The following is a 22,427-nucleotide window of genomic DNA, read 5'->3' on the forward strand; positions in this document are numbered from 1 at the left end:
CCTAATTCACGGTAGCTTATGCGCTCTGTGTAATATCTTTTAACGGCTTGGTGTTTTTCTTCTCGAGTAAATCTTTTCATACACGCACCTCCTATGTATTAGAGAGGTGTCCAATGATAGGGGTGCGTTTCAAGCCCTGCGGGATCTCACCATGTACTATCCTCCCATTGGAGTCTCGCTATTTCCCGGACCTCCTTGCGTTGGTAAGGCACACGGAAACATCTTTATGCAGTCCTCCAACATAAGAAGAGCTACTCATAAAAACATAAAAACGTGCTTATTACGTGCATCATAGTTCCATATGATTTGTGGAAGGCATCTTCATCTATGGCAGGGGATCGTTTCTCTCATCCTTCGGATGGGGTGGTTGGGAAACATCGAGACTCCCGTGGGAGAAGGAGCTAGGCAAGACCCCGGAAGACGAAGTCTGAGGAGGCTTGCCAGTTCCCCCACAGGAAAGAAATGAATGCGTAATCGCCTTGGGAGATACGACACGCATAAGCAGAACAGCAAAAGGGAAGGGTTCTTTCTTCCCGTTGATGGACTGCTTATGTCGCGAGTGTCTAGGCGATGAAGCTGGAAAGCGAGTAGTTTCCAAGCCATCCCTGACACTATTTTGTTAAAGAAGCCCTTCTATCTTGAAACTGAGTCTTCTTCGGCCCTATAATTGAATAAGGCTCTTATGAAAAACAACCACAATGTTTAACAGAGCCCTTAATTTTAAACATGTCTTTCCTGTTGAAAATAGTGTGCTCTATTAGAGAAATGATTTTCTAATGAGACACTATCCCAGGAAGTCATTTTTTGATTAGGATTTCATCCAGAAACAGTATAAAGGATTCTTCTTTCGATTTCCCGATAAAATCGCTATAATAGGCAATAACTTACACTACACGCATAGCATGGGGAAGGTTTGAAGATACCTTGAATATAAAAGAACTTATTTTTGAAACAGAAGATATTCATAGGGTTACCGAATTGATCAGCTCAAAATTGAATAAGCCTGTAATTATTGAAAATAAAAACTTTGAGCTTGTATCCTATAGCGCCTCTGTCGACCAGTTTGATCAAACGCAACAGAAGACTATTCTTTCTAAAAAATGCCCGATTTTTATCATCGATCGTTTAAAAAAAGAGGGTATTGTCCAAAGTCTCCAGAAGCAGCCGACACCAATCCGGGTTCAGCCGATGGAAGAATTGGGTTTTTATCAAAGGATTGTCATTTCAGCTAAACATCTCGGCCACACGATGGGCTACGTGTGGGTGCAAGAGTCTGATACGCTTCTTAATGAAGAAGAGTTGAACTTTTTACAAGAAATCACCCCACATCTTGGCAAGTTGATTTATGATACTTATGCCAAAGTGAATGCGAAAGAGGGACGTCGAGAGGGATTATTATGGAAGGTGCTTCAGCATGAATACGGGAGTGAAAATCAATTCCGGCATGAAGCGGGTTTATTAAAGTTAACGTTACCTCAGAGATATTCCGTAATGGTCTTTTCGATCTCTGACCCACAGGATAAATTTCGATTAGACTATTTGGAAAAAGTGGTCGAGAGTTTTTATCTAAGGCGGAAAGTACAGCTTTTGAAATCCGATTATCAAATGATACTGATTATACATGGAGAAGCGGAACAAGAATTTTCTTCCCGTGATTTAGCACGAAAGTTTATTGAAGAAGTGAAGGATGTTGCTGGTACGGATGTTTTTTATCGATTTTTAATCGGGGTGGGAAAAGAATATACTTCTTTGATTCATATGAGAAAAAGCTTTCTCGAAGCGCTGGAAGTAATTGAAACAGCAAACTTCATTACCCCTCGGCCGGAATCGATGCCAAGGGAATTTTCTAAGTTAGGGGTATATCGTTACCTGGCGACTTTGTATGAAAAAAATAGTTCAGAAGATTATTTCAGTGAGGATTTGCTTCGGCTGATGAAAAAGGATATGGAACGCCAGACAGATTTACTGCGGACACTTGAAGTATATCTCGCCAACAATGGAAAAGGAAAGCAGACCGCAAGCGATTTATACATTCATCCCAATACTCTCAATTACCGGATTAAACAAATCCTGGAGATTACCAATATCGATTTTAATGATTTTAATATGAAGAGTTATTTATACACCGAATTATTGCTGCTTAATAATGTACCTGCCTATCATGAACGTTATAAAGAAGCGGCGGAAAAAGGTGTTGATCTTTAAAATCGGTGTTTTCAGACAAGTATTGACATGATATCATGCATTAATGTTTCAGAACACCAAGGAAGAGGAGTCACCTATCGTGAAAATCGGATATCGCACGATAAAAACAGCAATAGGCACACCAATCGCTATATGGATTGCCCAGCTGATGAGTTTGGAAAACTTCGCATCTGCTGGTATCCTGACCATTTTATGTATTCAAGTGACCAGAAAACGATCTATTTTGTCTGCATGGCATCGTTTTGCCGCATGTATAGTGGCAATGATTTTTTCATTTTTATTTTTCGAAACCCTCGGATATAACCCAATCTCGATCGGACTCATGCTATTCTTATTTATTCCGACTACCGTGAAGCTGAAGATTTCTCCAGGGATTGTAACTAGCTCCGTCATTATTCTTCACTTATATGGTTCAAAGGGGATTGACGCAGGAGTCGTAACGAACGAGTTATTGTTGATTATCGTAGGGATTGGGACAGCTTTGTTATTGAATCTTTATATGCCAAGTATGGATAAAAAATTGTATGACTACCAGGAAAAGATTGAACATAACTTCACTGTCATTTTAAAAGAACTTGCCACTTATTTGCGTGAAGGTGATAATGACTGGTCAGGGACGGAATTGGCCGAGACGGCTGACCTGCTGGAAGAGTCCAAAACGATGGCGTTCCGTGATGTAGAGAACCACTTGCTTCGTTCCCATAATCAACATTATCATTACTTTAATATGCGCCTGAAACAGTTCGAGCTGCTTGAAAGGATGCTGCCGCTGGTCAGCCGTATTTCCGGGCCTTATAAACATGCAGTTAAAATCGCTGAATTCTTTGAGGAACTGGCAGATGCCGTACACCCTGGAAATACTGCTGTCATTTACTTGCGACAGATTCAGGCATTGAGAAAAGAATTCCGGGAAGACAATTTACCGGAATCACGTGAAGAATTTGAAGTAAGAGCCAGCTTATTCAATTTGTTGAATGAAATCGAACAGTATTTAATCATTAAACGTTCCTTTAAAAAAAGTGATGTATAGAAGGTTGAGCAGAGAGGGGAAGCTAAACAAAAAGGAGCAATCAAAATGAAATTTTTTCTATTGTTTCTTACCTTATCTGTTTCTCCCCCTTATACTCCGGAAATAGCCGATCCCTTTGTGATTGTAAACAAAGCGACTAATCAGCTTGCATTTTTTGATGAGGGAGAGCTGGAGGAAGTTTATCCTGTGGCAACCGGAGCAACGGATGAACTTACACCAACCGGTTTATTTACTATAACTGTAAAAGCGAAAGATCCCTATTACCGGAAAAAGAATATACCAGGCGGAGATCCGAAAAATCCATTAGGTTCCAGATGGATCGGGTTTGATGCTAAAGGTACAGATGGCCGTATCTATGGGATACATGGTACCAATCAGCCTTCCTCGATAGGAAAAGATGTCTCCCAAGGATGTATCCGTTCCTATAATAATCAAGTGGCAGAGCTGTATGAACGGGTTCCGATCGGGGCAAAAATATTGATTGTGGAGGATAACCAAGACTTTTTAAGTGTATATGAGAAGTATGTAAAGAAGAACATCAAGCATCGATTGCAATAGAAAAAGCGGAGCTGCCTCATTTTGGCAAAGCTCCGCTTTTGTTTTAGCGCTTTCGTTATAGGGATAAGTTTTTTGCTTAGACCTTTCTTATAGAAACATGCCTGCTCCGGCTAATAGAGATGAAAGTACCATGGATAAAATCATGATGTAAATGATAATTTTCATGCGTCGTTCACGCTTTGATTGCTTTCGTGCCAAGGTTGTTACCTCCTTTATGCGTCCTGAGGATGTCCGGAAGAATTCGGACATGCGTTAACTGTATTTTACATGTAAATGATAAATTGGACAAGAGCGGGAAAGTATTTCAAAATAGAATTATGAATCCTTGCAAAAATTTGAAAAATTATGGAGCACTTTTTGGTTTTTTGCTGAAAAATTGTTTAATTATTTGATAAGCTAGTATGGAAGATAGTAGTTAGGGAGAAGGAGGTCATTTAATGAGTGATCAATCAAAATACCATCAACAAAAGCAGCAGTGGGAAACGGACGTAGAGAAAACGTCCAAGCGGTTTCCGGAACGAAAAGATGATTTTGTCACAAGTTCAGAAATATCTATAGATCGTCTGTATACACCGGAGGAGGCTTCTTCTGGAACTTACGAAGACAAATTAGGGTTCCCTGGTCAATATCCGTATACTCGCGGCATACAACCTACCATGTATCGAAGCAGGTACTGGACAATGCGGCAGTATGCAGGGTTCGGCTCTGCTGAAGAAACCAATAAACGATTCAGATATTTATTAGAACAAGGGCAGACGGGGTTATCCGTCGCATTCGATCTTCCTACTCAAATCGGATATGATTCCGATGATCCGATGGCGGAAGGGGAAGTCGGAAAAGTCGGAGTAGCCATCGACAGTTTGAAAGACATGGAACAGCTGTTTGATCAGATTCCCCTGGATAAAGTCAGTACATCTATGACCATCAATGCACCTGCTTCTATTTTGCTTTGTATGTACATAGCTGTGGGAGAAAAGCAAGGCGTACCGATGGAGAAGCTCACAGGGACGATTCAGAACGATATCCTCAAAGAGTATATTGCGAGAGGGACATATATTTACCCGCCAAAACCATCGATGCGTTTGATTACCAATATTTTCGGATATTGCCAGACGAACGTGCCGAAATTCAATACCATCAGTATTTCTGGTTATCATATAAGGGAAGCTGGTTCTACAGCAGTCCAGGAAGTCGCATTTACGATTGCCAATGGTATGGCGTATGTTGATGCCGCTATCGAGTCCGGACTTGAAGTGGACCAGTTTGCGCCAAGACTCGCTTTCTTCTTCAATGCCCATAACCAATTTTTCGAAGAAGTGGCGAAATTCAGAGCAGCACGGCGCATCTGGGCAAAAATCATGAAAGAACATTATCAAGCAGAAAATCCAAAGAGCTGGAAGCTGCGTTTCCATACCCAGACTGGTGGTTCAACCCTCACTGCCCAGCAGCCGGATAACAATATAGTACGTGTTACCTTGCAAGCGCTTGCAGCTGTCATGGGAGGAACTCAGAGTCTACATACCAATTCTCGTGATGAAGCATTAGCTCTCCCAACAGAAGATTCAGCTCGTATAGCGCTAAGAACCCAACAGATCATTGCTAATGAAAGCGGTGTCGCTGATACGATTGACCCGCTGGGAGGCTCCTATTATGTGGAATCATTGACCGATAAGATCGAGGAAGAAGTCAATGACTACCTGGAACGAATCGAGAAATTAGGAGGAGCAGTCCAAGCCGTGGAAGATGGCTATATGCAGCGGGAAATACACCAATCTGCATATGAAGCCCAAAAACGGATAGAATCAGGCGAAGAAATCATCGTGGGTATGAATGAATTCCGAATCGAGGAAGAAATTAATCCTGATTTGCTCCGGGTAGATGAAGCTCTGGAAGCGCAACAAATCGAACAGACTAAAAATATTAGAGAATCAAGGAACCAGCAGCTGGTAGATAACTGCTTGGATAACCTGAAAGAAGCAGCCAGGCAGGAGAAGGAAAATTTGATGCCGTATATTCTAGAAGCTGTCAAAGCTTATGCCACCGTTGGAGAAATTGCCAACGTACTAAGAGAAGAATTCGGTGAGTATACGGGGATGTAAAAGGGGGAGTACTGACATGAAAAAACAAATACGTGCACTAATTGCTAAACCAGGGTTAGACGGTCACGATCGTGGTGCATTGATCATTGCTCAGGCATTGAGAGACCAGGGAATGGAGGTAATCTATACTGGATTAAGGCAATCGCCGGTTCAGATTGCCCAGGCAGCCATTCAGGAAGATGTCGACGTCGTCGGTTTATCTTCCTTATCAGGGGCGCATAAATCATTGTTTCCAAAGGTTGTGCAAGCATTGAAGGATAAAGGTGCGGAAGATATACCTGTCATTGGAGGCGGAGTCATTCCTGCTGAGGATATACCTTATTTAGAGGACCAGGGAGTAGCTAAGATATTTACTAGTGGTACGCCGACAGAAGAAATCGCTAAATATATCGAAAAAATGGTCGATCCGGAGTCGAGCCTGGTTGCTGCACCGAAAAAAATCGCTCACATAGGAATTGCAGTCAAGCAATTAGAAGCGGCACTTCCGTTTTACCAGGATGTGCTTGGATTGAAACTTGAAAATGTAGAAGAGGTAACCTCAGAACAGGTTCGGGTTGCTTTTCTTAAGATTGGCGAAACAAGACTTGAGCTGCTCGAACCGTTAAGCGAGGATTCTCCGATACATCAGCATATTGAAAAGCGGGGAGAAGGAATCCATCATCTGGCATTGGAAGTCGATGATATTTCCGAACGCTTAAATCAATATAAGGAGAGCGGTGTAGCATTGATACATGATACCCCGAAAACAGGTGCGCATGATAGCCAAATTGCGTTCCTTCACCCGAAAGCCGGACACGGCGTCTTATATGAGTTATGTCAGCACAGCGAAAAGGAGTGAAGCATCGATGGATATTTATGATAAAATCAGTGAACTTTATGATAAACGCAGACAGACAGAACTTGGGGGCGGGGATGAACGGATAGAAAAACAGCATGCGAAAGGGAAAATGACAGCACGAGAGCGTATCGATTATATGCTTGATGAAGGTACTTTCATTGAATTGAATCCATTCATGGAGCATCGCGGTGACAGCTTTGGGATGAATGGCCAGCCTGCACCTGGAGAAGGAGTGGTGACCGGCTTTGGTAAGATTGATGGAAGGGACGTTTATTTGTTCGCCCAGGACTTTACCGTCTTTGGGGGAGCACTTGGTGAAATGCACGCCAAAAAGATTGCTGCAGTTATGGATTTGGCAGTGAAAAATGGTACGCCTTTCATAGGCTTGAACGATTCCGGTGGAGCTCGTATCCAGGAGGGGGTTTCTTCCTTGGATGGTTACGGACATGTTTTTTATAGAAACTCCATATATTCTGGTGTCATACCACAGATTTCTGTCATTATGGGACCATGTGCTGGCGGTGCTGTCTATTCTCCAGCTATTACTGACTTTGTCATTATGGTAGAAGAAACATCTCAAATGTTCATTACAGGACCAAAGGTGATTGAAACCGTTACCGGAGAGCAAATATCTTCAGAAGACCTTGGGGGAGCGTATGTCCATAACTCAAAAAGTGGTAATGCGCATTTAAAAACGCATGACGAAGAAACAGCACTCGATGCTGTACGTCAGCTGGTCAGCTACCTGCCTTCCAATAATGAACAAAAGCCACCTGTACTGGAATTAGAGGAAAAAGACGATTACCGTCCGGATATCACCGATAAAATACCATTCGACCCGATCCGTCCCTATGATGTCCGTGTAGTGATTGATGAAGTTGTTGACCCTGACTCTTTCTTTGAGATACATAAAGATTTTGCCAAAAATATCGTGGTCGGTTTCGCCAGATTGAAAGGACAGACTGTAGGCCTCGTGTGTAATCAGCCGAAGTATATGGCTGGAGGGCTCGATATCGATTCCAGTGACAAAGCAGCACGATTCATCCGTTTCTGTGACTCATTCAATATTCCACTGATAACTTTCGAAGATGTAACCGGATTCTTCCCGGGAATCAAACAGGAGCATGGCGGCATCATACGACACGGAGCGAAGATTTTATACGCCTATTCAGAAGCGACTGTACCTAAACTTACGGTGATTACACGGAAAGCATACGGTGGTGCTTATGTCGCTTTGAACAGTAAGTCGATCGGTGCGGATTTAGTGTATGCATGGCCAAACGCGGAAATTGCGGTTATGGGACCTGAAGGTGCAGCGAATATCATCTTTGCGAAAGAAATTAAGGAAAGTGAAAATCCGGAAGAAACAAGACAGAAAAAGATCAGTGAATACCGGGAGCGTTTCGCCAACCCTTATGTCGCTGCATCGCTTGGTATGGTCGATGATGTGATCGATCCTCGTGAAACCCGTACTACCTTGATCCAGGCGCTTGATATGCTCAAAAATAAAAAGGAAGAACGGCCGAAGAAGAAACACGGCAATATTCCACTGTAAAGGTATGGCAGCCTGAAACTGCTTCCGTTGACAGTTTCAGGCTGTTTCGCTAACGTACTAATTGGAGCGTACATAAAGGAGGACATACGAATGGTAACTATAAATAAAGAACGTCTTCTTGAAGAGTTCCTGGAATTGGTCCAGGTCGACTCCGAGACAAAAGATGAAGCGAAAATCGCTAAAGTACTGAAAAAGAAATTTACTGACCTTGGTTTGGAAGTGCTAGAGGATGATGCTCGTAACCAAACCGATCACGATGCCAACAACCTGATCTGTAACCTTAAAGGAACCAAGGACGGCGTCGATACGATTTATTTCACCTCCCATATGGACACCGTAGTTCCGGGTAACGGTGTCAAACCTTCCATTGAAGATGGCTACATCGTAACAGATGGTACTACGATTCTTGGAGCAGATGATAAAGCAGGACTTGCAGCCATGCTTGAAGCTATCCGTGCCTTGAAAGAAAATGACATTAAACATGGGGACATCCAGTTTGTCATTACAGTAGGCGAAGAAAGCGGTCTTGTCGGTGCCAAAGCGCTTGATGCTTCCTTGTTGAAAGCAAAATATGGTTATGCGATTGATAGTGATGGGCAGGTCGGTAATATTATTGTAGCCGCTCCGACCCAGGCAAAAGTGAATGCTATCGTAAAAGGGAAGACAGCTCACGCGGGTGTGGCGCCGGAAAAAGGCGTATCTGCGATTACACTTGCTGCTAAGGCAATAGCAAAAATGCCACTTGGACGAATCGATGATGAAACAACCGCTAATATCGGACGTTTTGAAGGTGGAAAGCAGACGAACATCGTATGTGACCATGTGGAAATTTTAGCAGAAGCCCGTTCCCTTGTTCCTGAAAAAATGGAAGCTCAAGTGGAAAAAATGAAACAGGCTTTCCATGATACAGCCAAAGAAATGGGCGGCGAAGTAGACGTTGACGTGACCGTTATGTATCCTGGCTTTAAACACCAAGCAGGGGATAAGGTAGTGGAAGTGGCTCGAAGCGCTGCCAATAACATTGGACGGGACAGTGAACTGCTTCAGAGTGGTGGCGGCAGTGATGCGAATATCATCGCTGGTCATGGCATCCCGACAGTTAACCTGGCAGTAGGATATGAAGAAATCCATACGACTAATGAACGCATGCCAGTCGCTGAGCTGGAGAAAGTGGCAGAGCTTGTTACAGCAATCATTCAGGAAGCAGCAAAAGCATAATGGAACAAATCGATCATGCAGACACAGCATGGTCGATTTTTTTGAGTCTTTTACCCAGGACCTCCAGATTATGGAGGTCCTGGGATAGGAGTCGAAGTTATTTGCTTTCTCATGATATAATGGAAGAACAAAAGTTCGTAAAGGAAGGATTGCCATGTCAAAATGGTACCCGAAAAATGGCAGGGTCATTTTTCATGTGGATATGAATAGCTTCTATGCCTCTGTTGAGATGGCATTCGACCCTAGTTTGAAAGGGAAACCGTTAGCGATTGCGGGTAATCCCGAAGAGCGGAAGGGCATTGTCGTAACGAGCAGTTATGAAGCAAGAAAACACGGAGTAAAAACGACAATGCCACTGTGGGAAGCGAAACGGCATTGTCCAGACCTGATCGTCATGCGGCCGAATTTTGATAGATATCGTACGGCTTCCAAAGAAATGTTCAAAATCTTAGCAGATGTAACAGAAGTGATCCAGCCAGTATCGATTGACGAAGGCTATATGGATATTACCGCCTGTGAAAGTCTCGGGTCTCCGCTTGAAATAGCCGACCGGATACAGGAGAGAATTGCTGAAGAACTGGACCTGCCTTGCAGTATCGGGGTTGCGCCCAATAAGTTCCTTGCCAAAATGGCTTCTGACATGAAAAAGCCGATGGGCATCACGGTGCTTAGGAAGCGGGACCTGTCTGAAAAATTATGGCCATTGCCAATAGAAGACATGTACGGTGTAGGAGAAAAAACTGCAGAAAAGCTTCGAAGTTATAAGATAGAAACGATTGGTGACCTGGCTAATTATGATGTCTTCAAACTCAAACAACTGCTGGGCATTAACGGAGAACGATTGAAAAATCGGGCCAACGGACAGGATAACCGGCCGGTTGACCCGGATGCTGTTCATGAATTCAAAAGTATCGGAACATCAACTACCCTGGCACAAGATACGACCGATGATATGGAAATCCGTCAGGTGCTGAGAAGGCTTGCGAATAAAGTAGCTGCCCGAATGAACGGCAAGAAAGTGCTAGGGAGAAACATTCAATTAATGATCCGCTACCATGATTGGAAGAACATCACAAGGAGCAGACAGTTAAATGATTATATTCATACCTCGGACGATATTTTTCATATTGCTTCGAGACTGTTCGATGATCATTGGAACCAGGAACCTGTCCGGCTGCTTGGCATCACTGCAGGAGATTTGGCAGAACAGAGAGAAGTGACTCAGCAGCTCGATATTTTTAATTATGAACAATATGCAGAAAAGGAAAATCTCTATAAAACGATTGATGATTTGGCCGAGCGTTATGGCAAGAACCCGTTCCGGAATCTATCCAGCACGACGGATGACACTCACAAAGTCAGCACCAGTTTTCAAAAAGACTTTTTAGATGATTATAAGAAATAATGACTCCATGAAACTAATATTTTTCTTAGCAATGGCAACATTAGCCGCTATATTTAATAATGGAGTTATTTAAGCTATCTGAGAACACAACCAATAATTTTAAGTTTAATACTTCATATAAGGGCAATAGTTCCATTTATCCTGCCTGTACTATGGCACTTGAATCCTATTTATATAGAGGTCATACAAAAACGATGTATTGTCCTCTTAAGGTTTCTCGACTTCTTTATACAAAATCACCTGGGACCCGCTCGGATCAATTTCAAATGTTTCCCCAGCTGGAGAAAATCCCATTCTCTCATAGAAGGGCCGTGCTGCCGTTTTTACAATACACCAGATGTATTCGACATTGCCGTGATATAAGATACGATTTGCTTTGTGCAATAGCGTTGTAGCAATTCGTAGACTTTGGTCTTGATCAGGTATTTCCAACCCTCTAAGGCGAAATTGTTTATGGGAGTGAATGGCATTCGTTGTTTCCATGTAGAAGGATGCGATCCCTGCTATTTTCTGATTTTCAAATGCGCCTAAATGAAAAGTGGTGTCCAGATGATCTCCTTGATAGTGATATTCTCGCATGCTTTGGTTTTGACTCAGGGACTTGTGCCGGAGCCTATAAGTATCTTCGGCTGAAATTTCTTTCACGGTTATCATCTTATCATCCTCCTTATCCTGGGTATTCCTTTATCGTTTTAAAGAGTCATCATTTGGGATTATATTTCTGAATGCACTCGGGAAGATCAATACTATCATTAGATGTTCCTGCTTTTATTCTACATATCCAGATAATCTCGGCGGGTGAATTGTTGTCCCTCTGGCTTGCTCATAAGCATATGCAAGTGACAGTAGCTTTGATTCTTGAAAAGCTGTGCTAGTCAGTGTCAATCCAACCGGTTTTCCTTCCGGTGCCGTGAAGCCTGCGGGTACCGTTATAGATGGATAACCCGCCATTGCTGCGATACCTGCGCCAAGATTATTTGCAAATAAGAGAGCATCTAAGTTATGTTCCTTTACAACACGATCGATTCCCTCTTCTTGTGAGTACTTGATATCATCTAAGCGGTCACGTATATATTCCAGTTCAGTTAAATGTCCGCTTTTTTCTTCAGAAGCCGTCAGCAGGGTTTGACCGTACTTTAGAGTAAGATCAGCGTGTGAGTTATTGAACTCGATTAATTCTTGCAGTGAATGGACAGGTAGGTGGGATGAGCAGTCAGCTAAATAGGCGTTCAGTCCATTTTTAAATTCATGGAAGAGAACGCTGGAGTCTCTTGTTTTTTCACGGATGTTAACATCTATTATTTCTCCTCCTTGTTGAATGATATCCTGCATGGCCTGGTCAATAACCTTATTTTCTTCTTCACTTAAGCTTTCCAGATAGCTCCGATCGATCCCTATTCGCGCGTCTTCCAGCGCGTTAGAATGGAGCGATGAAGTGTAATCTTGAGGAAGTTTTGTCTCGGCTATTTTAGTTGCTGGATCACTTTCGTCTATCCCGGTAAGGACTTCTAGTAACAAAGCTGCATCATGAACGGTCCTTGTGATTGGGCCAGCGGTGTCCTGGCTGTGAGCAATCGGAATGATGCCTGTACGACTTATCAACCCGACAGTAGGTTTTAAACCCACAACAGCATTACTGCTAGCTGGGCTAAGAATCGATCCGCTCGTTTCTGTTCCAATTCCTCCAGCAGCAAATTGCGAAGCAACGGCAGCTGCTGAACCTGAACTTGATCCGCCGACATCGAAAGCGCCCGGTCCATATGGATTGAGGACTTGCCCGCCTCGTGAGCTATATCCATTCGGCATCCCCTCTGTCATAAAGTTTGCCCACTCCGTTAAATTAGCTTTTCCCAAAATGATAGCGCCAGCCTGGCGAAACTGTTTTACAACAAACGCCTCCTGTGAGGCGTAGTGGTCTTTCAGAGCCACCGAACCAGCGCTTGTATGCATTTTATCGTTAGTATCAATATTATCTTTTATGATAATCGGAATGCCGTGGAGGGGGCCTCTTGTGCCTTGCTGATCTCTTTCGGTATCCAGTGCTTCTGCAATAGGTAAGGCTTCTGGATTGATTTTCAATATTGAATTGATATGTATTCCGCTTTGGTCATACCGGGAAATGCGCTCAAGAAGCGTTATCACGATGTCTTTTGAACTCGTTTGGCCATTGGTCATCGCTTGCTGCATCTCACTTATACTTTCAAAAAATGCCTCCAATTTAAATCCTCCTTCAGTTTATAGAACCTAGAGCTAGTCTATCAAAAGATGGAAGAAAATGCTTCCAGCCAGACTTTCAGCAGTAAGTAGAGATTATTGCAGGAATTTTGTAGAACAGAATCGAATTATGCAACTTGAGATAAAAATAAAAAAAGAATTGACTTTCGAAATGAAGATAAAGGGGGAATTGGGTGACAAGAAACCGTATAGAAGTAAATGGGGTGGAAGTAGATGCTTCTACCCGTTGTCGTCATTATCATAGTGAAGTCGATATCATTGCTATCAAGTTTCATTGCTGTAAGGAATATTATGCTTGCTACTATTGTCATAAAGAGAAAGCAGATCATCGTGAGACAAAGTGGCCCCGGGACCAATGGGAGGAACAAGCGATCCTATGCGGAAATTGCAGCCGCGAATTGACAATCAATGAATATATGTCAGTTTCTGAATGCCCGGAATGCCAGCATCGTTTCAATGAAAAATGCAGCAACCATTATCCGTTATATTTTGATATTTAAAAACTTTTTATAAGGAGAGGGCTTGATTGAAAAATACTGGGGTTACCTTCCAGGTAAGAGTATCGGATTATGAAGAAGGAGTGAATTGGTATCAAACGTTATTCAATCGTGGACCGGACTTTGTTCCTCACGAAGAATTCGTCGAGTGGGAAGTCATTAAAGATACATGGCTACAGGTAGCGAAGGGGACGCCTACAGTAGGAAGTGGACCGTTCCGGATCGGGGTGGAAAATATCGAAGCAGAACGGGAACGGCTGATATCTGTGTTTGGGATAGATATAGAAACGGTTCAGACCCGTGAAGGTGTCCCGGCTGCCTGGTGTACTTTCAGTGATCCTTTCGGAAATCGAATCGGTCTTTATCAGGATTTTAACAATTGATATCCAGTTTAAATGAAGAGGAAGGATACTTAAGGCTGATTGCTTGCCAAAATTATACGTAGCAACTCAAGGGGTTAATTGAAGTGAAAAAGCGTAATCGATAAAGAAGTCAATATAAACCTCGATATAAAAAGCAGTCGGTAAATAAACCGACTGCTTTACATATGTTATCAACCTGTGTTCCGAAGGCCTGCCGCAATACCGCTAATGGTAAGGAGTACTTCGGTAAGCAGACTTTCTTCTCTGCTTTCTGTTTCCCGTAACTCTTTAATCAATTCCACCTGTAAGAAGTTCAATGGGTCGACATAAGGATTACGCAGCCGCACAGAATCCTGGATGGTCATTTGTTTATCCAGGAGTTCTTGATCCCCACTGATCTTTAGAAGAATATCCTTGGTTTTATTGTATTCTTCCACGATATCATTATAGATCCGGTCTCCAAGTTCTTTATCATTGACGAGAGATTTATATTGATCTGCAGTTTGAATATCAGCTTTCATCAATGCCATTTGCAGGTTATCAATGGTTGATCGGAAGAAAGGCCAATTTTCATACATCTGCTGCAAGGTGGCAAGGTAGGAGTCCCCTTGCTCTGCATAGCTGGTCAATCCGGAACCTGCCGCATACCAGGCAGGAAGCAGTTGACGGTTCTGTGTCCAGGCGAATACCCATGGAATCGCACGCAAGTTCTCAAATTTGGAACTGTCTTTCCGCTTCATCGGTCTGGAACCGATATTCAACTCACTGATTTCTTTCAGCGGTGTCGCCTCATTGAAGTAGGTTAGGAAGTCTTTGTCGCCGAAAACAAGGGATTGATACTTCCTGAGGGAGACTTCTGAAATTTCTTCCATTGCCTTTTCCCAGGTTTCTTCGCGGTGATGTCCTAATTCTGATTCCATTGATACATGGGCTGCACCTTCAACCAGGGTAGATGCTGCTTGTTCCAGGCTGCGATAAGCGATGTCCCGGATCAGGTAGCGGGAAGATAATACTTCACCTTGCTCAGTAATTTTCACCCCATCCCCTAACGTTTCTGCAGGCTGGGATAGGATGCTTCGATTCAATGGGCCACCGCCCCGGCCTAGTGATCCACCACGCCCATGGAAGAATTTAAGACCGATGTTATATTCTTTAGCCATATCATGGATTTCCTGTTGTGCTTTATAAAGTTTCCAGTTGGCGGTCAATGTACCACCGTCTTTACTGCCATCAGAATATCCTAACATGACTTCCTGATGGTAATTGCGTTGGTCAAGATGCTTGTGATAGGCATCCATATCAAACAAAGTCTTTAATATATCCGGTCCTGCAATCAAGTCGTCTACGGTTTCCAGCAAGGGTGCGACATTCAAGCTGCTTTCTACTGTTCCGTCTGGATGAAGCCGATAAATACCTGCCTCTTTAGCAAGTACCAGCACTTCAAGTAAATCACTGGCTGCCTCTGTCATACTCACCAGATATACTTCGATTGCTCGATCCCCGAATTCACGATGGGCTTCACGGATCAAGTTAAACACCTTCAGCATTTCCTGTGTCTCTTCAGAATAATCCTCATCAAGCAATGTGATAGGACGGGGGTTCTCTAAAATACCTTCCAAAAGTTTAATCTTTTCCTGTTCATTCAAGGAAGCGTAGTCTTCACAGATATTCACTTTCTGCAAAATTTCCGTCATGGCTGCTTCATGCTCTCCACTATGGTTTCTGATATCCAATGTGGCAAGATGAAAGCCGAATAACTGCACCTGGCGAACAAGTTTGCGGAGCATTTTCAGTTCCCGCTGATTCGGCTGATGGCTCTTGACGCTCCTTTGAATCATATACAGGTCATCTAATAATTGCTCAGAAGAATCATACCCAATTTCTGATTTTCCAACATTACGAAGACGTTCTAAAATAACAGCGAATTTACGACGATAAATTTCTTTTTCGACGCGCCATTTTTTATTACTTGGAATTATCGTTTCCTCTTTTTCTACTGAAGCTATCAATTCATCTGTGACAGAAACTATTTTAGTAGAGTGACTGAATCGTTTCATCATCTCTACCAGGACTTCTTCATATTTATCTAACACTAAATCCCGTTGTTTTTTAAGTGTTTGCCAGGTGATTTCTGGAGTGACATTTGGATTGCCATCGCGATCCCCGCCGATCCAGGATCCAAAACGAAGGAAATTAGGGATTGTCCATGCTTCCCCTGGGTAGCTCTCTTCCAGGCGATCCTCCAGTTCCTGGTGAATATCAGGCAGCACATCAAATAACGTTTCATCAAAATAATAAAGGCCATTTCTTACTTCATCCATGACAGTCGGTTTCCGCTCACGCAGTTCATCGGTCTGCCAAAGGACAGTCACTTCATTCATTAAACTGTCTTGTAATTGTTCCCGTTCATGGGCGGTAAGTTGTGGGTTATCGAGTTGTTGCAAAATTGTAGCGATACGTTTTTGAATTTCCAAAACGGTTCGTTTTGTCGCTTCAGTCGGATGGGCAGTAATAATCAGTTCTAAAGATAATTGATCGAGGACCTCCTGGATGACTGAACTGGATATTTCGTTTTTGCGAAGCGCATCAACTGCACTTTCTAATGAAAACGGTTGAACCCCATGGTCTTCACGAAGCTGGTACTCTCTACGCCGGCGAACACGGTGGTTCTGCTCAGCAATGTTGACTAAATGGAAATAAATTGAAAATGCGCGGATAACTTGGGAACGCATCGGGGGATGGAGGTCTTCGATTTCTTGCTTTAATTTTTGGTAAGTTGCTTCCTCTGGGTTGCTTCTAAGTTCTTTTGAATATTGACGGATGGTCTCTACTTTATCGAAAAGCTCCTGTCCGCCATGATGAATCAAAATAACACCTAGCATATTACCCAGTTCACTTACGTCACGTCGTAAGGGAACAGTATGATCATTGGATTGTCTAGTTGTGCTCATGGTTTCACCTTCCTGTAATTTCTTAATGGAGCCGACCATTTATGGTCGACGTATGGTTTCTTATGTTATCAGAATTTTTAGGATAGTCAAATCTACTAAACTGATAAGTCATAACCAATCTAATTTGTTGAAAGTTTAAACTATCAAAATTTTTAAGGTTCCTCCACTATTACGCTTCAGGATGGTAAATAATTTCAGAAAAAGTAAAAAAGTGCTTCTCAAATCAGAAAAATTGCTATATACTTTAACTGTACTAAGGATACTAATACAGTTAATACGGTTTCAGATCGGAGGGAAAAAGCCATGTTTGATTTGGATTTACGAAGCAGAAAACCGATCTATGAACAACTGGTCGATAAGTTCAAAGAACTGATCATAAAAGAAGTAATACAGGCAGATGAAAAGCTTCCTTCGGTCAGGACATTGGCTCGGCAAATGACGATCAATCCCAATACCATTCAAAAAGCCTACCGGGAATTAGAATCGCAAGGATACATCTATTCGTTGAAAGGGAAAGGAAGCTTTGTGCAAGCCTTCTCTGAAAAGGCCAGCCAGGAAGAACTTATCAAAGTGAAAGAAAAGTTGAAGGCAGCTGTTTCAGAAGCCCTTTACCTTGGGATGACCCGCGCAGATATAGAATCGCTGCTTCAAGAAATAGATGAATCGACAGGGGGAGGAATTATCGATGATAAAACTTCAGGAAGTAAATAAGAATTTCCATAAACAACAAGTACTTCATGATATAACATTTCAAATCAAGGACGGTTCGATCTACGGGCTTTTAGGCTCTAACGGAGCCGGAAAGACGACTTTGCTGAAAATCATTGTGGGTATTTTAAAGCAGGAGAAGGGGAGTGTACAGATCGAGGGACAGAAGGTGTTCGAAAACACCGACGTGAAAAAACGGATGATTTTCATTCCTGACAGCCTTTATTTTTTCCCGCATTATACCATTGAGCAAATGGCAAATTTCTATCAGAATATCTACCCTTCCTGGGATCAGGAACGATTTGTGCAGCTCAGGGAGATGTTCGGCCTTGATATTAAAAAAAAGGTCAGTCAATTTTCGAAAGGGATGCGCAGGCAGGTAGCTTTTTGGCTCGCTTTTTCTGCCATGCCGGATATCCTCGTACTGGATGAGCCATTCGATGGATTGGACCCGGTAGTAAGAAGGAAAGTGAAGAACCTGCTGATCCAGGATGTCGCCGATCGGGAAATGACCGTACTGATATCTTCTCATAACCTGAGAGAGGTGGAAGATATTTGTGATTATGTCGGCATATTGCATAAGGGTTCCATTTTACTGGAAAAGGATCTGGATGAACTGAAAGCGGATATACATAAAGTACAGGTAGCTTTCAGGAACCATGTGCCGGCAGCCCTGAAAAAAGATTTGTCTATTCTACATGAAGAAAAGCGTGGGAGTGTACGTCTGTGGATTGTCAGAGGAGCGGAAACAGAAGTTTCAAAGTTAATCGAATCTTATCAGCCTATCGTCTATGATTTGCTGCCGCTCACATTAGAAGAAATTTTTGTCTATGAAATGGGAGGTGCCGGTTATAATGTGGAAAACATCCTCGTTTAAGAAGGAAGTGACAAAACAGAACTTCAGGAGCGTTGGCTGGATCGGGATCATTTACTTGATCGGATTGCTTTTTGCTATGCCGCTTCGAATAATGATGGAGTTGTCCAGCGACCGTCCATTTCAATTTTTACATGAAAATGGATTATTCCAAATCAATTTTGAAATCCAGCAGGTAATGATGATCATCATTCCTGTCTTACTTGGGATTTTCCTGTTCCGTTATTTGCAAGTGAAAGAAACCTCAGATTTTGTACATAGTCTGCCGCTCAAGCGTACGGAACTCTATCATAATAACGTTTGGAATGGGATGGTCATTCTGGTGGCGCCGATTATCATCAATGCGGCGGTGATGACTATTCTCTATATCAGTTTTGATTTATCTTATGTGTACAGCTTGGAGGACATCTGGTACTGGCTTGGCGGAACACTCAGCGTTACGCTGCTATTATTTTTTGCTGCAGTCTTTGTCGGGATGGTCACAGGTCTGACTGCAGTCCATGGCGTCCTGACCTATATCATGCTGCTATTCCCGGCTGGAATCACTGTACTGCTTTACTTTGCTATGAACCAGTTTTTATATGGATTTTCTGAAAACTACTATATGGATCAGAATCTGCATCAGCTTTCTCCTCTCGTCGATTCATTGAATTTATATAACGCCTCATTGCCGGCCTCCCGTATGTACGTCTACCTGGCTATTGGGGCTGCGTTTTACGGACTGGCATGGAAAATCTATCAGCATCGGAATATGGAGATGGCAGGGCAGGCTATCGTATATGGAGTGCTCAGGCCTATCTTTAAATATGGGCTTACGCTTTGTATGATGCTTGTTGGCGGGTTGTATTTTCAAAACCATCCTAATACTACGTGGATAGTTTTTGGGTATATGGCCGGAGCGGTGAGCGGTTATGCGATTGCGGAAATGGTTCTGCAAAAGACATGGCGGGTGTTTAGCGCCTGGAAAGGGTTCATCGGTTATGCTGCAGCTGCAGGACTAGTCTTTTTACTATTGCAGTTGGATATTACCGGGTTTGAACAGCGGGTTCCTGCTGCGGCCAAAGTCGATCGTGTCTTTATAGGGGAAGGCTCTTATAGCTACCAGAATAATCACCCCTATAATGAGTCCGGTTATTTGAATGAAAATGAAAATATCCAGGCTGTAACGAAACTGCACAAGCAAATTATTTCATCCGGTTCAGAGGAGTATCGAATCGGAAGGAGAAATCTCTTTCTTGCTTATGAGATGAAAAACGGTGAGACAATGGTAAGAGAATACATGATTCCTGAACAGGACTACCGGGCTTACTTAGATCCGATCTATGAATCTCTTGAATATAAAGCATTGAAGTACCCTGTTATGAAAGTGGAACCGGAAAATATCGACCGGATCAGATTTTTCACCGATTATGCCAGCTCAGATAAACTGGTGGTCGCTGAACCGGAGGAGATTGAAACATTAATGTCCCGATTAAAGCAAGATTTGCAGGCGGAAACCTATGAAGATATGATACCTTCCCTGGGAGATCGCGGAGATATCAGCTTCCTGCTAGATAGTGGGATGGAAGTGCATATCCCTATGAAACGTTCCTACGGTCAGCTGAATGAATGGCTTAAACAAAAAGGGCTGTATGAAGGAGCAGTATTGACAGACGAAGATGTCTCCAAGGCGGTGATTGTTCATCAAAATGAGCCGGGTGGTCCGATTTACAACGAATTCAAATCAGCTGCTGCCTCGAATGAACATGTCTGGACAGTGAAAGACAACCAAAAAATCAAATTGCTGTTAAACAGTAAGGAATACCAGGGACAAGGCAGGTATTTTGTCGGTATATATCCTAAAGGTGGAGAGCCGTTGATCTATCGGATATCCGAAGATTTAGTAGCGAGGGTGGTCAATTAAGTTAGAAAGAGGGGATTTTTATGGAAGGGCTGGCATATGAAGAAATTTATACAACTAATTATCAAAAAGTTTATGGTGCGGCATTACGTGTAGTCAAGAACCCTTATCTTGCAGAAGAAGCTGCTCAGGAAGCTTTCATAAAAGCATACAACAACAGAGAAAAACTGGAGGATATCAATAAATTGGCAGCCTGGCTTGGCCAAATTGCCACAAGGACAGCGATTGATATATGGAGAAAAGAAAGAAGAAAGCTGATCGTTCCACTTGATGATTTGATCGATGGCAGTCATAAAGCTGCCATCGGTTGTAATGGAGTAGATAAACAGGTGGAGGAATTAATCAGTCACCATCAACTGATGGAAGAACTTAAACACCTCGCTCCGAAACTGCATGCAGTATTTATGATGAAATACTTTCACGGAATGAAAGAAGTTGACATAGCTGAGCGCCTGGAAATTTCCATTTCTGCTGTAAAATCAAGAGCATATCGAGCCAGAATGTCCTTAAAGAAGAGACTGAGTCAGAAGGGAAGCACGTTGTCGACTTCCTAAAATACAGAAGAAGAGAAGCCCCTCTGATCGTTACCCTGGATCAGGAGGTCTTCTCTTCTATTTTTTCTTATTTCAATAACTTTTTGATTATTTTCAATCCTGCTTTCGAGCCTGGATAGCGGAAGCTGTAGTCAAACTTGGTCGTTTGCCTGGTGATGCTCTTTTGGTGGGTAAATGTATTAAAGCTTGCTTTCCCGTGATAGGCCCCCATGCCGCTGCTTCCGACCCCGCCGAATGGAAGGTGAGGGTTTGCGATATGATAGAGTGTATCATTGATGCATCCGCCGCCGAAGGAAAGGGTTTCGGTCACATATTTCTGATCCTTTTCGTTTTTACCGAAATAGTAGAGTGCCAGCGGCTTTTCTTGATCTTGCAGGGTCTCCACAGCATCGGATAGATTTTCGTAAGTAAGCACAGGAAGGATTGGTCCGAAAATTTCTTCTCCCATGACAGGGTCGTCCCAACCGATATCATCCATGACAGTCGGTTCAATCCTCAACCGCTCCCTTTTGCTACGTCCACCGGTGACAATCTCGCCATTATCCAAAAAGCCGGTCAAGCGATCAAAGTGGCTGCTGGATACTATACTGGTGAAATCGGTATTCTCAAACGGATCCTTTCCATACATAGACTGAATATGCTTTTTGATTTTCACTAACAGTTTGTCTTTTACATCTTCGTGGACAAATAAGTAATCAGGAGCTATGCAGGTCTGTCCTGCATTGGTGAATTTGCCCCAGACAATCCGCTTTGCTGCCAGGTCGAGTTTCGCATCTTTATGGACGATTGCCGGGCTTTTCCCGCCAAGTTCAAGGGTGACAGGAGTGAGATGCCTGCTCGCTTTTTCCATGACGATTTTTCCCACCGGTATGCTGCCTGTAAAAAAGATATAATCAAAGCGCTGGTCCAACAGCTCCTGGCTGGTTTCTTTCCCGCCTTCTAGCACGGTAAGTAAACCGGGTTCGAAGGTTTCTGCAATTATTTCCTCCAACAGGGCAGACACGTTCGGGGTCAACTCGGATGGTTTCAGAATTACCGTATTGCCAGCTGCAATCGCACCGATGATTGGAGCAAGCGCAAGGTTGATCGGATAGTTCCACGGCGCGATGACAAGCACGTTTCCATATGGTTCTTTTATGATATAGTTCTTAGACCCCTTGTGGGTGATGGGAGTTTTCACATAGATCGGTTCCATCCATTCTTCCAGATGTTTGATATGATCATCAAGCTCACTATAAAGGAAGCCCACCTCAGTCGCAAAAGCTTCATATTCCGATTTGTTGAGGTCGGTATGGACTGCTTCAAGGATGGCAGGCTCCCACTTTTTCAACATTTTTTTCAGTTTCTTCAACTGATTCATACGGAACTCGTAGGGTTTCGTATGACCTTGCCGGAAAAATTCTCTTTGGTCCGCTACCGCTTTTTGAATGATTGACAT

The 22,427-nt window shown here is 43.0% G+C and carries 19 protein-coding genes; 14 read left to right on the forward strand and 5 right to left on the reverse strand.

Annotated features, from left to right (window positions below):
• Nucleotides 1-924: 924 nt before the first annotated feature.
• The 3 genes from BLV00_RS08630 (at nucleotide 925) to BLV00_RS08640 (ending at nucleotide 3,793) form a co-directional block, all read left to right on the forward strand.
• On the forward strand, nucleotides 925-2,205 hold the full coding sequence (locus BLV00_RS08630; RefSeq protein ID WP_093044487.1) for a PucR family transcriptional regulator: 1,281 nt from the start codon (nucleotides 925-927) through the stop codon (nucleotides 2,203-2,205).
• A 76-nt stretch (nucleotides 2,206-2,281) separates the two neighbouring features.
• Nucleotides 2,282-3,235: an aromatic acid exporter family protein gene (locus tag BLV00_RS08635; RefSeq protein WP_245728926.1), complete on the forward strand. Its 954-nt coding sequence runs from the start codon at nucleotides 2,282-2,284 to the stop codon at nucleotides 3,233-3,235.
• Nucleotides 3,236-3,280: 45 nt separating this feature from the next.
• Entirely contained in the window at nucleotides 3,281-3,793 is a 513-nt protein-coding gene (locus tag BLV00_RS08640; RefSeq protein WP_093044491.1) for a L,D-transpeptidase, read from the forward strand.
• Between the two features lie 87 nt (nucleotides 3,794-3,880).
• Here the strand turns inward: BLV00_RS08640 and prli42 are convergent, their stop codons facing one another.
• A complete protein-coding gene (prli42, locus tag BLV00_RS21950; protein WP_235062620.1) occupies nucleotides 3,881-3,991 on the reverse strand; it encodes a stressosome-associated protein Prli42 in 111 nt (36 codons plus the stop codon).
• A 239-nt stretch (nucleotides 3,992-4,230) separates the two neighbouring features.
• On the opposite strand from prli42, the gene BLV00_RS08645 reads away from it, so the two are divergent.
• The 5 genes from BLV00_RS08645 (at nucleotide 4,231) to BLV00_RS08665 (ending at nucleotide 10,908) form a co-directional block, all read left to right on the forward strand.
• Nucleotides 4,231-5,892: an acyl-CoA mutase large subunit family protein gene (locus BLV00_RS08645; protein WP_093044493.1), complete on the forward strand. Its 1,662-nt coding sequence runs from the start codon at nucleotides 4,231-4,233 to the stop codon at nucleotides 5,890-5,892.
• Nucleotides 5,893-5,908: 16 nt separating this feature from the next.
• Nucleotides 5,909-6,730, forward strand: coding sequence for a methylmalonyl-CoA epimerase (gene mce / locus BLV00_RS08650; RefSeq protein ID WP_093044495.1), 822 nt, complete (start codon nucleotides 5,909-5,911; stop codon nucleotides 6,728-6,730).
• A gap of 7 nt (nucleotides 6,731-6,737) precedes the next feature.
• Complete coding sequence (locus tag BLV00_RS08655; RefSeq protein ID WP_093044497.1) at nucleotides 6,738-8,285, forward strand: acyl-CoA carboxylase subunit beta; 1,548 nt, start codon at nucleotides 6,738-6,740, stop codon at nucleotides 8,283-8,285.
• A gap of 90 nt (nucleotides 8,286-8,375) precedes the next feature.
• On the forward strand, nucleotides 8,376-9,503 hold the full coding sequence (locus BLV00_RS08660; RefSeq protein ID WP_093044499.1) for a M20/M25/M40 family metallo-hydrolase: 1,128 nt from the start codon (nucleotides 8,376-8,378) through the stop codon (nucleotides 9,501-9,503).
• Between the two features lie 154 nt (nucleotides 9,504-9,657).
• Complete coding sequence (locus BLV00_RS08665) at nucleotides 9,658-10,908, forward strand: DNA polymerase IV (RefSeq protein WP_093044501.1); 1,251 nt, start codon at nucleotides 9,658-9,660, stop codon at nucleotides 10,906-10,908.
• 207 nt (nucleotides 10,909-11,115) lie between these two features.
• Here BLV00_RS08665 and BLV00_RS08670 read toward each other — a convergent pair whose 3' ends face one another.
• Complete coding sequence (locus BLV00_RS08670) at nucleotides 11,116-11,562, reverse strand: GNAT family N-acetyltransferase (protein ID WP_093044503.1); 447 nt, start codon at nucleotides 11,560-11,562, stop codon at nucleotides 11,116-11,118.
• Nucleotides 11,563-11,676: 114 nt separating this feature from the next.
• Entirely contained in the window at nucleotides 11,677-13,095 is a 1,419-nt protein-coding gene (locus BLV00_RS08675) for an amidase family protein (protein ID WP_093044780.1), read from the reverse strand.
• Between the two features lie 221 nt (nucleotides 13,096-13,316).
• Here BLV00_RS08675 and BLV00_RS08680 point away from each other — a divergent pair, with 221 nt between their 5' ends.
• Together BLV00_RS08680 and BLV00_RS08685 are read left to right on the forward strand one after the other, a co-directional pair.
• Nucleotides 13,317-13,643, forward strand: a complete 327-nt coding sequence (locus BLV00_RS08680) for a CHY zinc finger protein (protein WP_245728906.1) — start codon at nucleotides 13,317-13,319, stop codon at nucleotides 13,641-13,643.
• Between the two features lie 26 nt (nucleotides 13,644-13,669).
• Nucleotides 13,670-14,023, forward strand: coding sequence for a VOC family protein (locus BLV00_RS08685; RefSeq protein ID WP_093044505.1), 354 nt, complete (start codon nucleotides 13,670-13,672; stop codon nucleotides 14,021-14,023).
• A 170-nt stretch (nucleotides 14,024-14,193) separates the two neighbouring features.
• On the opposite strand, the gene ppc is transcribed toward BLV00_RS08685, so the two are convergent.
• On the reverse strand, nucleotides 14,194-16,953 hold the full coding sequence (gene ppc, locus BLV00_RS08690; protein WP_093044507.1) for a phosphoenolpyruvate carboxylase: 2,760 nt from the start codon (nucleotides 16,951-16,953) through the stop codon (nucleotides 14,194-14,196).
• 303 nt (nucleotides 16,954-17,256) lie between these two features.
• On the opposite strand from ppc, the gene BLV00_RS08695 reads away from it, so the two are divergent.
• Genes BLV00_RS08695 through BLV00_RS08710 form a run of 4 tightly spaced genes read left to right on the forward strand, consistent with a single transcriptional unit; the run spans nucleotide 17,257 to nucleotide 20,989 of the window.
• Nucleotides 17,257-17,664 (forward strand): GntR family transcriptional regulator, encoded by a 408-nt coding sequence (locus tag BLV00_RS08695; protein ID WP_093044509.1) that lies wholly within the window; start codon nucleotides 17,257-17,259, stop codon nucleotides 17,662-17,664.
• Nucleotides 17,639-18,538: an ABC transporter ATP-binding protein gene (locus BLV00_RS08700; protein WP_093044511.1), complete on the forward strand. Its 900-nt coding sequence runs from the start codon at nucleotides 17,639-17,641 to the stop codon at nucleotides 18,536-18,538. Before BLV00_RS08695 ends, BLV00_RS08700 begins: the two co-directional genes overlap by 26 nt.
• Complete coding sequence (locus BLV00_RS08705; RefSeq protein WP_093044513.1) at nucleotides 18,516-20,438, forward strand: DUF6449 domain-containing protein; 1,923 nt, start codon at nucleotides 18,516-18,518, stop codon at nucleotides 20,436-20,438. The genes BLV00_RS08700 and BLV00_RS08705 overlap by 23 nt, the downstream gene beginning before the upstream one ends.
• 20 nt (nucleotides 20,439-20,458) lie before the next feature.
• Nucleotides 20,459-20,989, forward strand: a complete 531-nt coding sequence (locus BLV00_RS08710) for an RNA polymerase sigma factor (RefSeq protein WP_093044515.1) — start codon at nucleotides 20,459-20,461, stop codon at nucleotides 20,987-20,989.
• Nucleotides 20,990-21,056: 67 nt separating this feature from the next.
• Here BLV00_RS08710 and BLV00_RS08715 read toward each other — a convergent pair whose 3' ends face one another.
• Nucleotides 21,057-22,427: an aldehyde dehydrogenase gene (locus BLV00_RS08715; RefSeq protein ID WP_093044517.1), complete on the reverse strand. Its 1,371-nt coding sequence runs from the start codon at nucleotides 22,425-22,427 to the stop codon at nucleotides 21,057-21,059.

Origin of the sequence: Thalassobacillus cyri, from assembly GCF_900107755.1 — a bacterium.
GTDB lineage: Bacteria > Bacillota > Bacilli > Bacillales > Halobacillaceae > Thalassobacillus > Thalassobacillus cyri.

Coding starts and splice junctions, on each gene's coding strand:
- BLV00_RS08640 (WP_093044491.1), top strand. CDS start 3,281: ATGAAATTTTTTCTATTGTTTCTTACCTTATCTGTTTCTCCCCCTTAT.
- BLV00_RS08670 (WP_093044503.1), bottom strand. CDS start 11,562: ATGATAACCGTGAAAGAAATTTCAGCCGAAGATACTTATAGGCTCCGG.
- BLV00_RS08695 (WP_093044509.1), top strand. CDS start 17,257: ATGTTTGATTTGGATTTACGAAGCAGAAAACCGATCTATGAACAACTG.
- BLV00_RS08700 (WP_093044511.1), top strand. CDS start 17,639: ATGATAAAACTTCAGGAAGTAAATAAGAATTTCCATAAACAACAAGTA.
- BLV00_RS08655 (WP_093044497.1), top strand. CDS start 6,738: ATGGATATTTATGATAAAATCAGTGAACTTTATGATAAACGCAGACAG.
- BLV00_RS08665 (WP_093044501.1), top strand. CDS start 9,658: ATGTCAAAATGGTACCCGAAAAATGGCAGGGTCATTTTTCATGTGGAT.
- BLV00_RS08710 (WP_093044515.1), top strand. CDS start 20,459: ATGGAAGGGCTGGCATATGAAGAAATTTATACAACTAATTATCAAAAA.
- BLV00_RS08675 (WP_093044780.1), bottom strand. CDS start 13,095: ATGCAGCAAGCGATGACCAATGGCCAAACGAGTTCAAAAGACATCGTG.
- BLV00_RS08660 (WP_093044499.1), top strand. CDS start 8,376: ATGGTAACTATAAATAAAGAACGTCTTCTTGAAGAGTTCCTGGAATTG.
- BLV00_RS08645 (WP_093044493.1), top strand. CDS start 4,231: ATGAGTGATCAATCAAAATACCATCAACAAAAGCAGCAGTGGGAAACG.
- ppc (WP_093044507.1), bottom strand. CDS start 16,953: ATGAGCACAACTAGACAATCCAATGATCATACTGTTCCCTTACGACGT.
- BLV00_RS08715 (WP_093044517.1), bottom strand. CDS start 22,427: ATGTCAATCATTCAAAAAGCGGTAGCGGACCAAAGAGAATTTTTCCGG.
- BLV00_RS08705 (WP_093044513.1), top strand. CDS start 18,516: ATGTGGAAAACATCCTCGTTTAAGAAGGAAGTGACAAAACAGAACTTC.
- mce (WP_093044495.1), top strand. CDS start 5,909: ATGAAAAAACAAATACGTGCACTAATTGCTAAACCAGGGTTAGACGGT.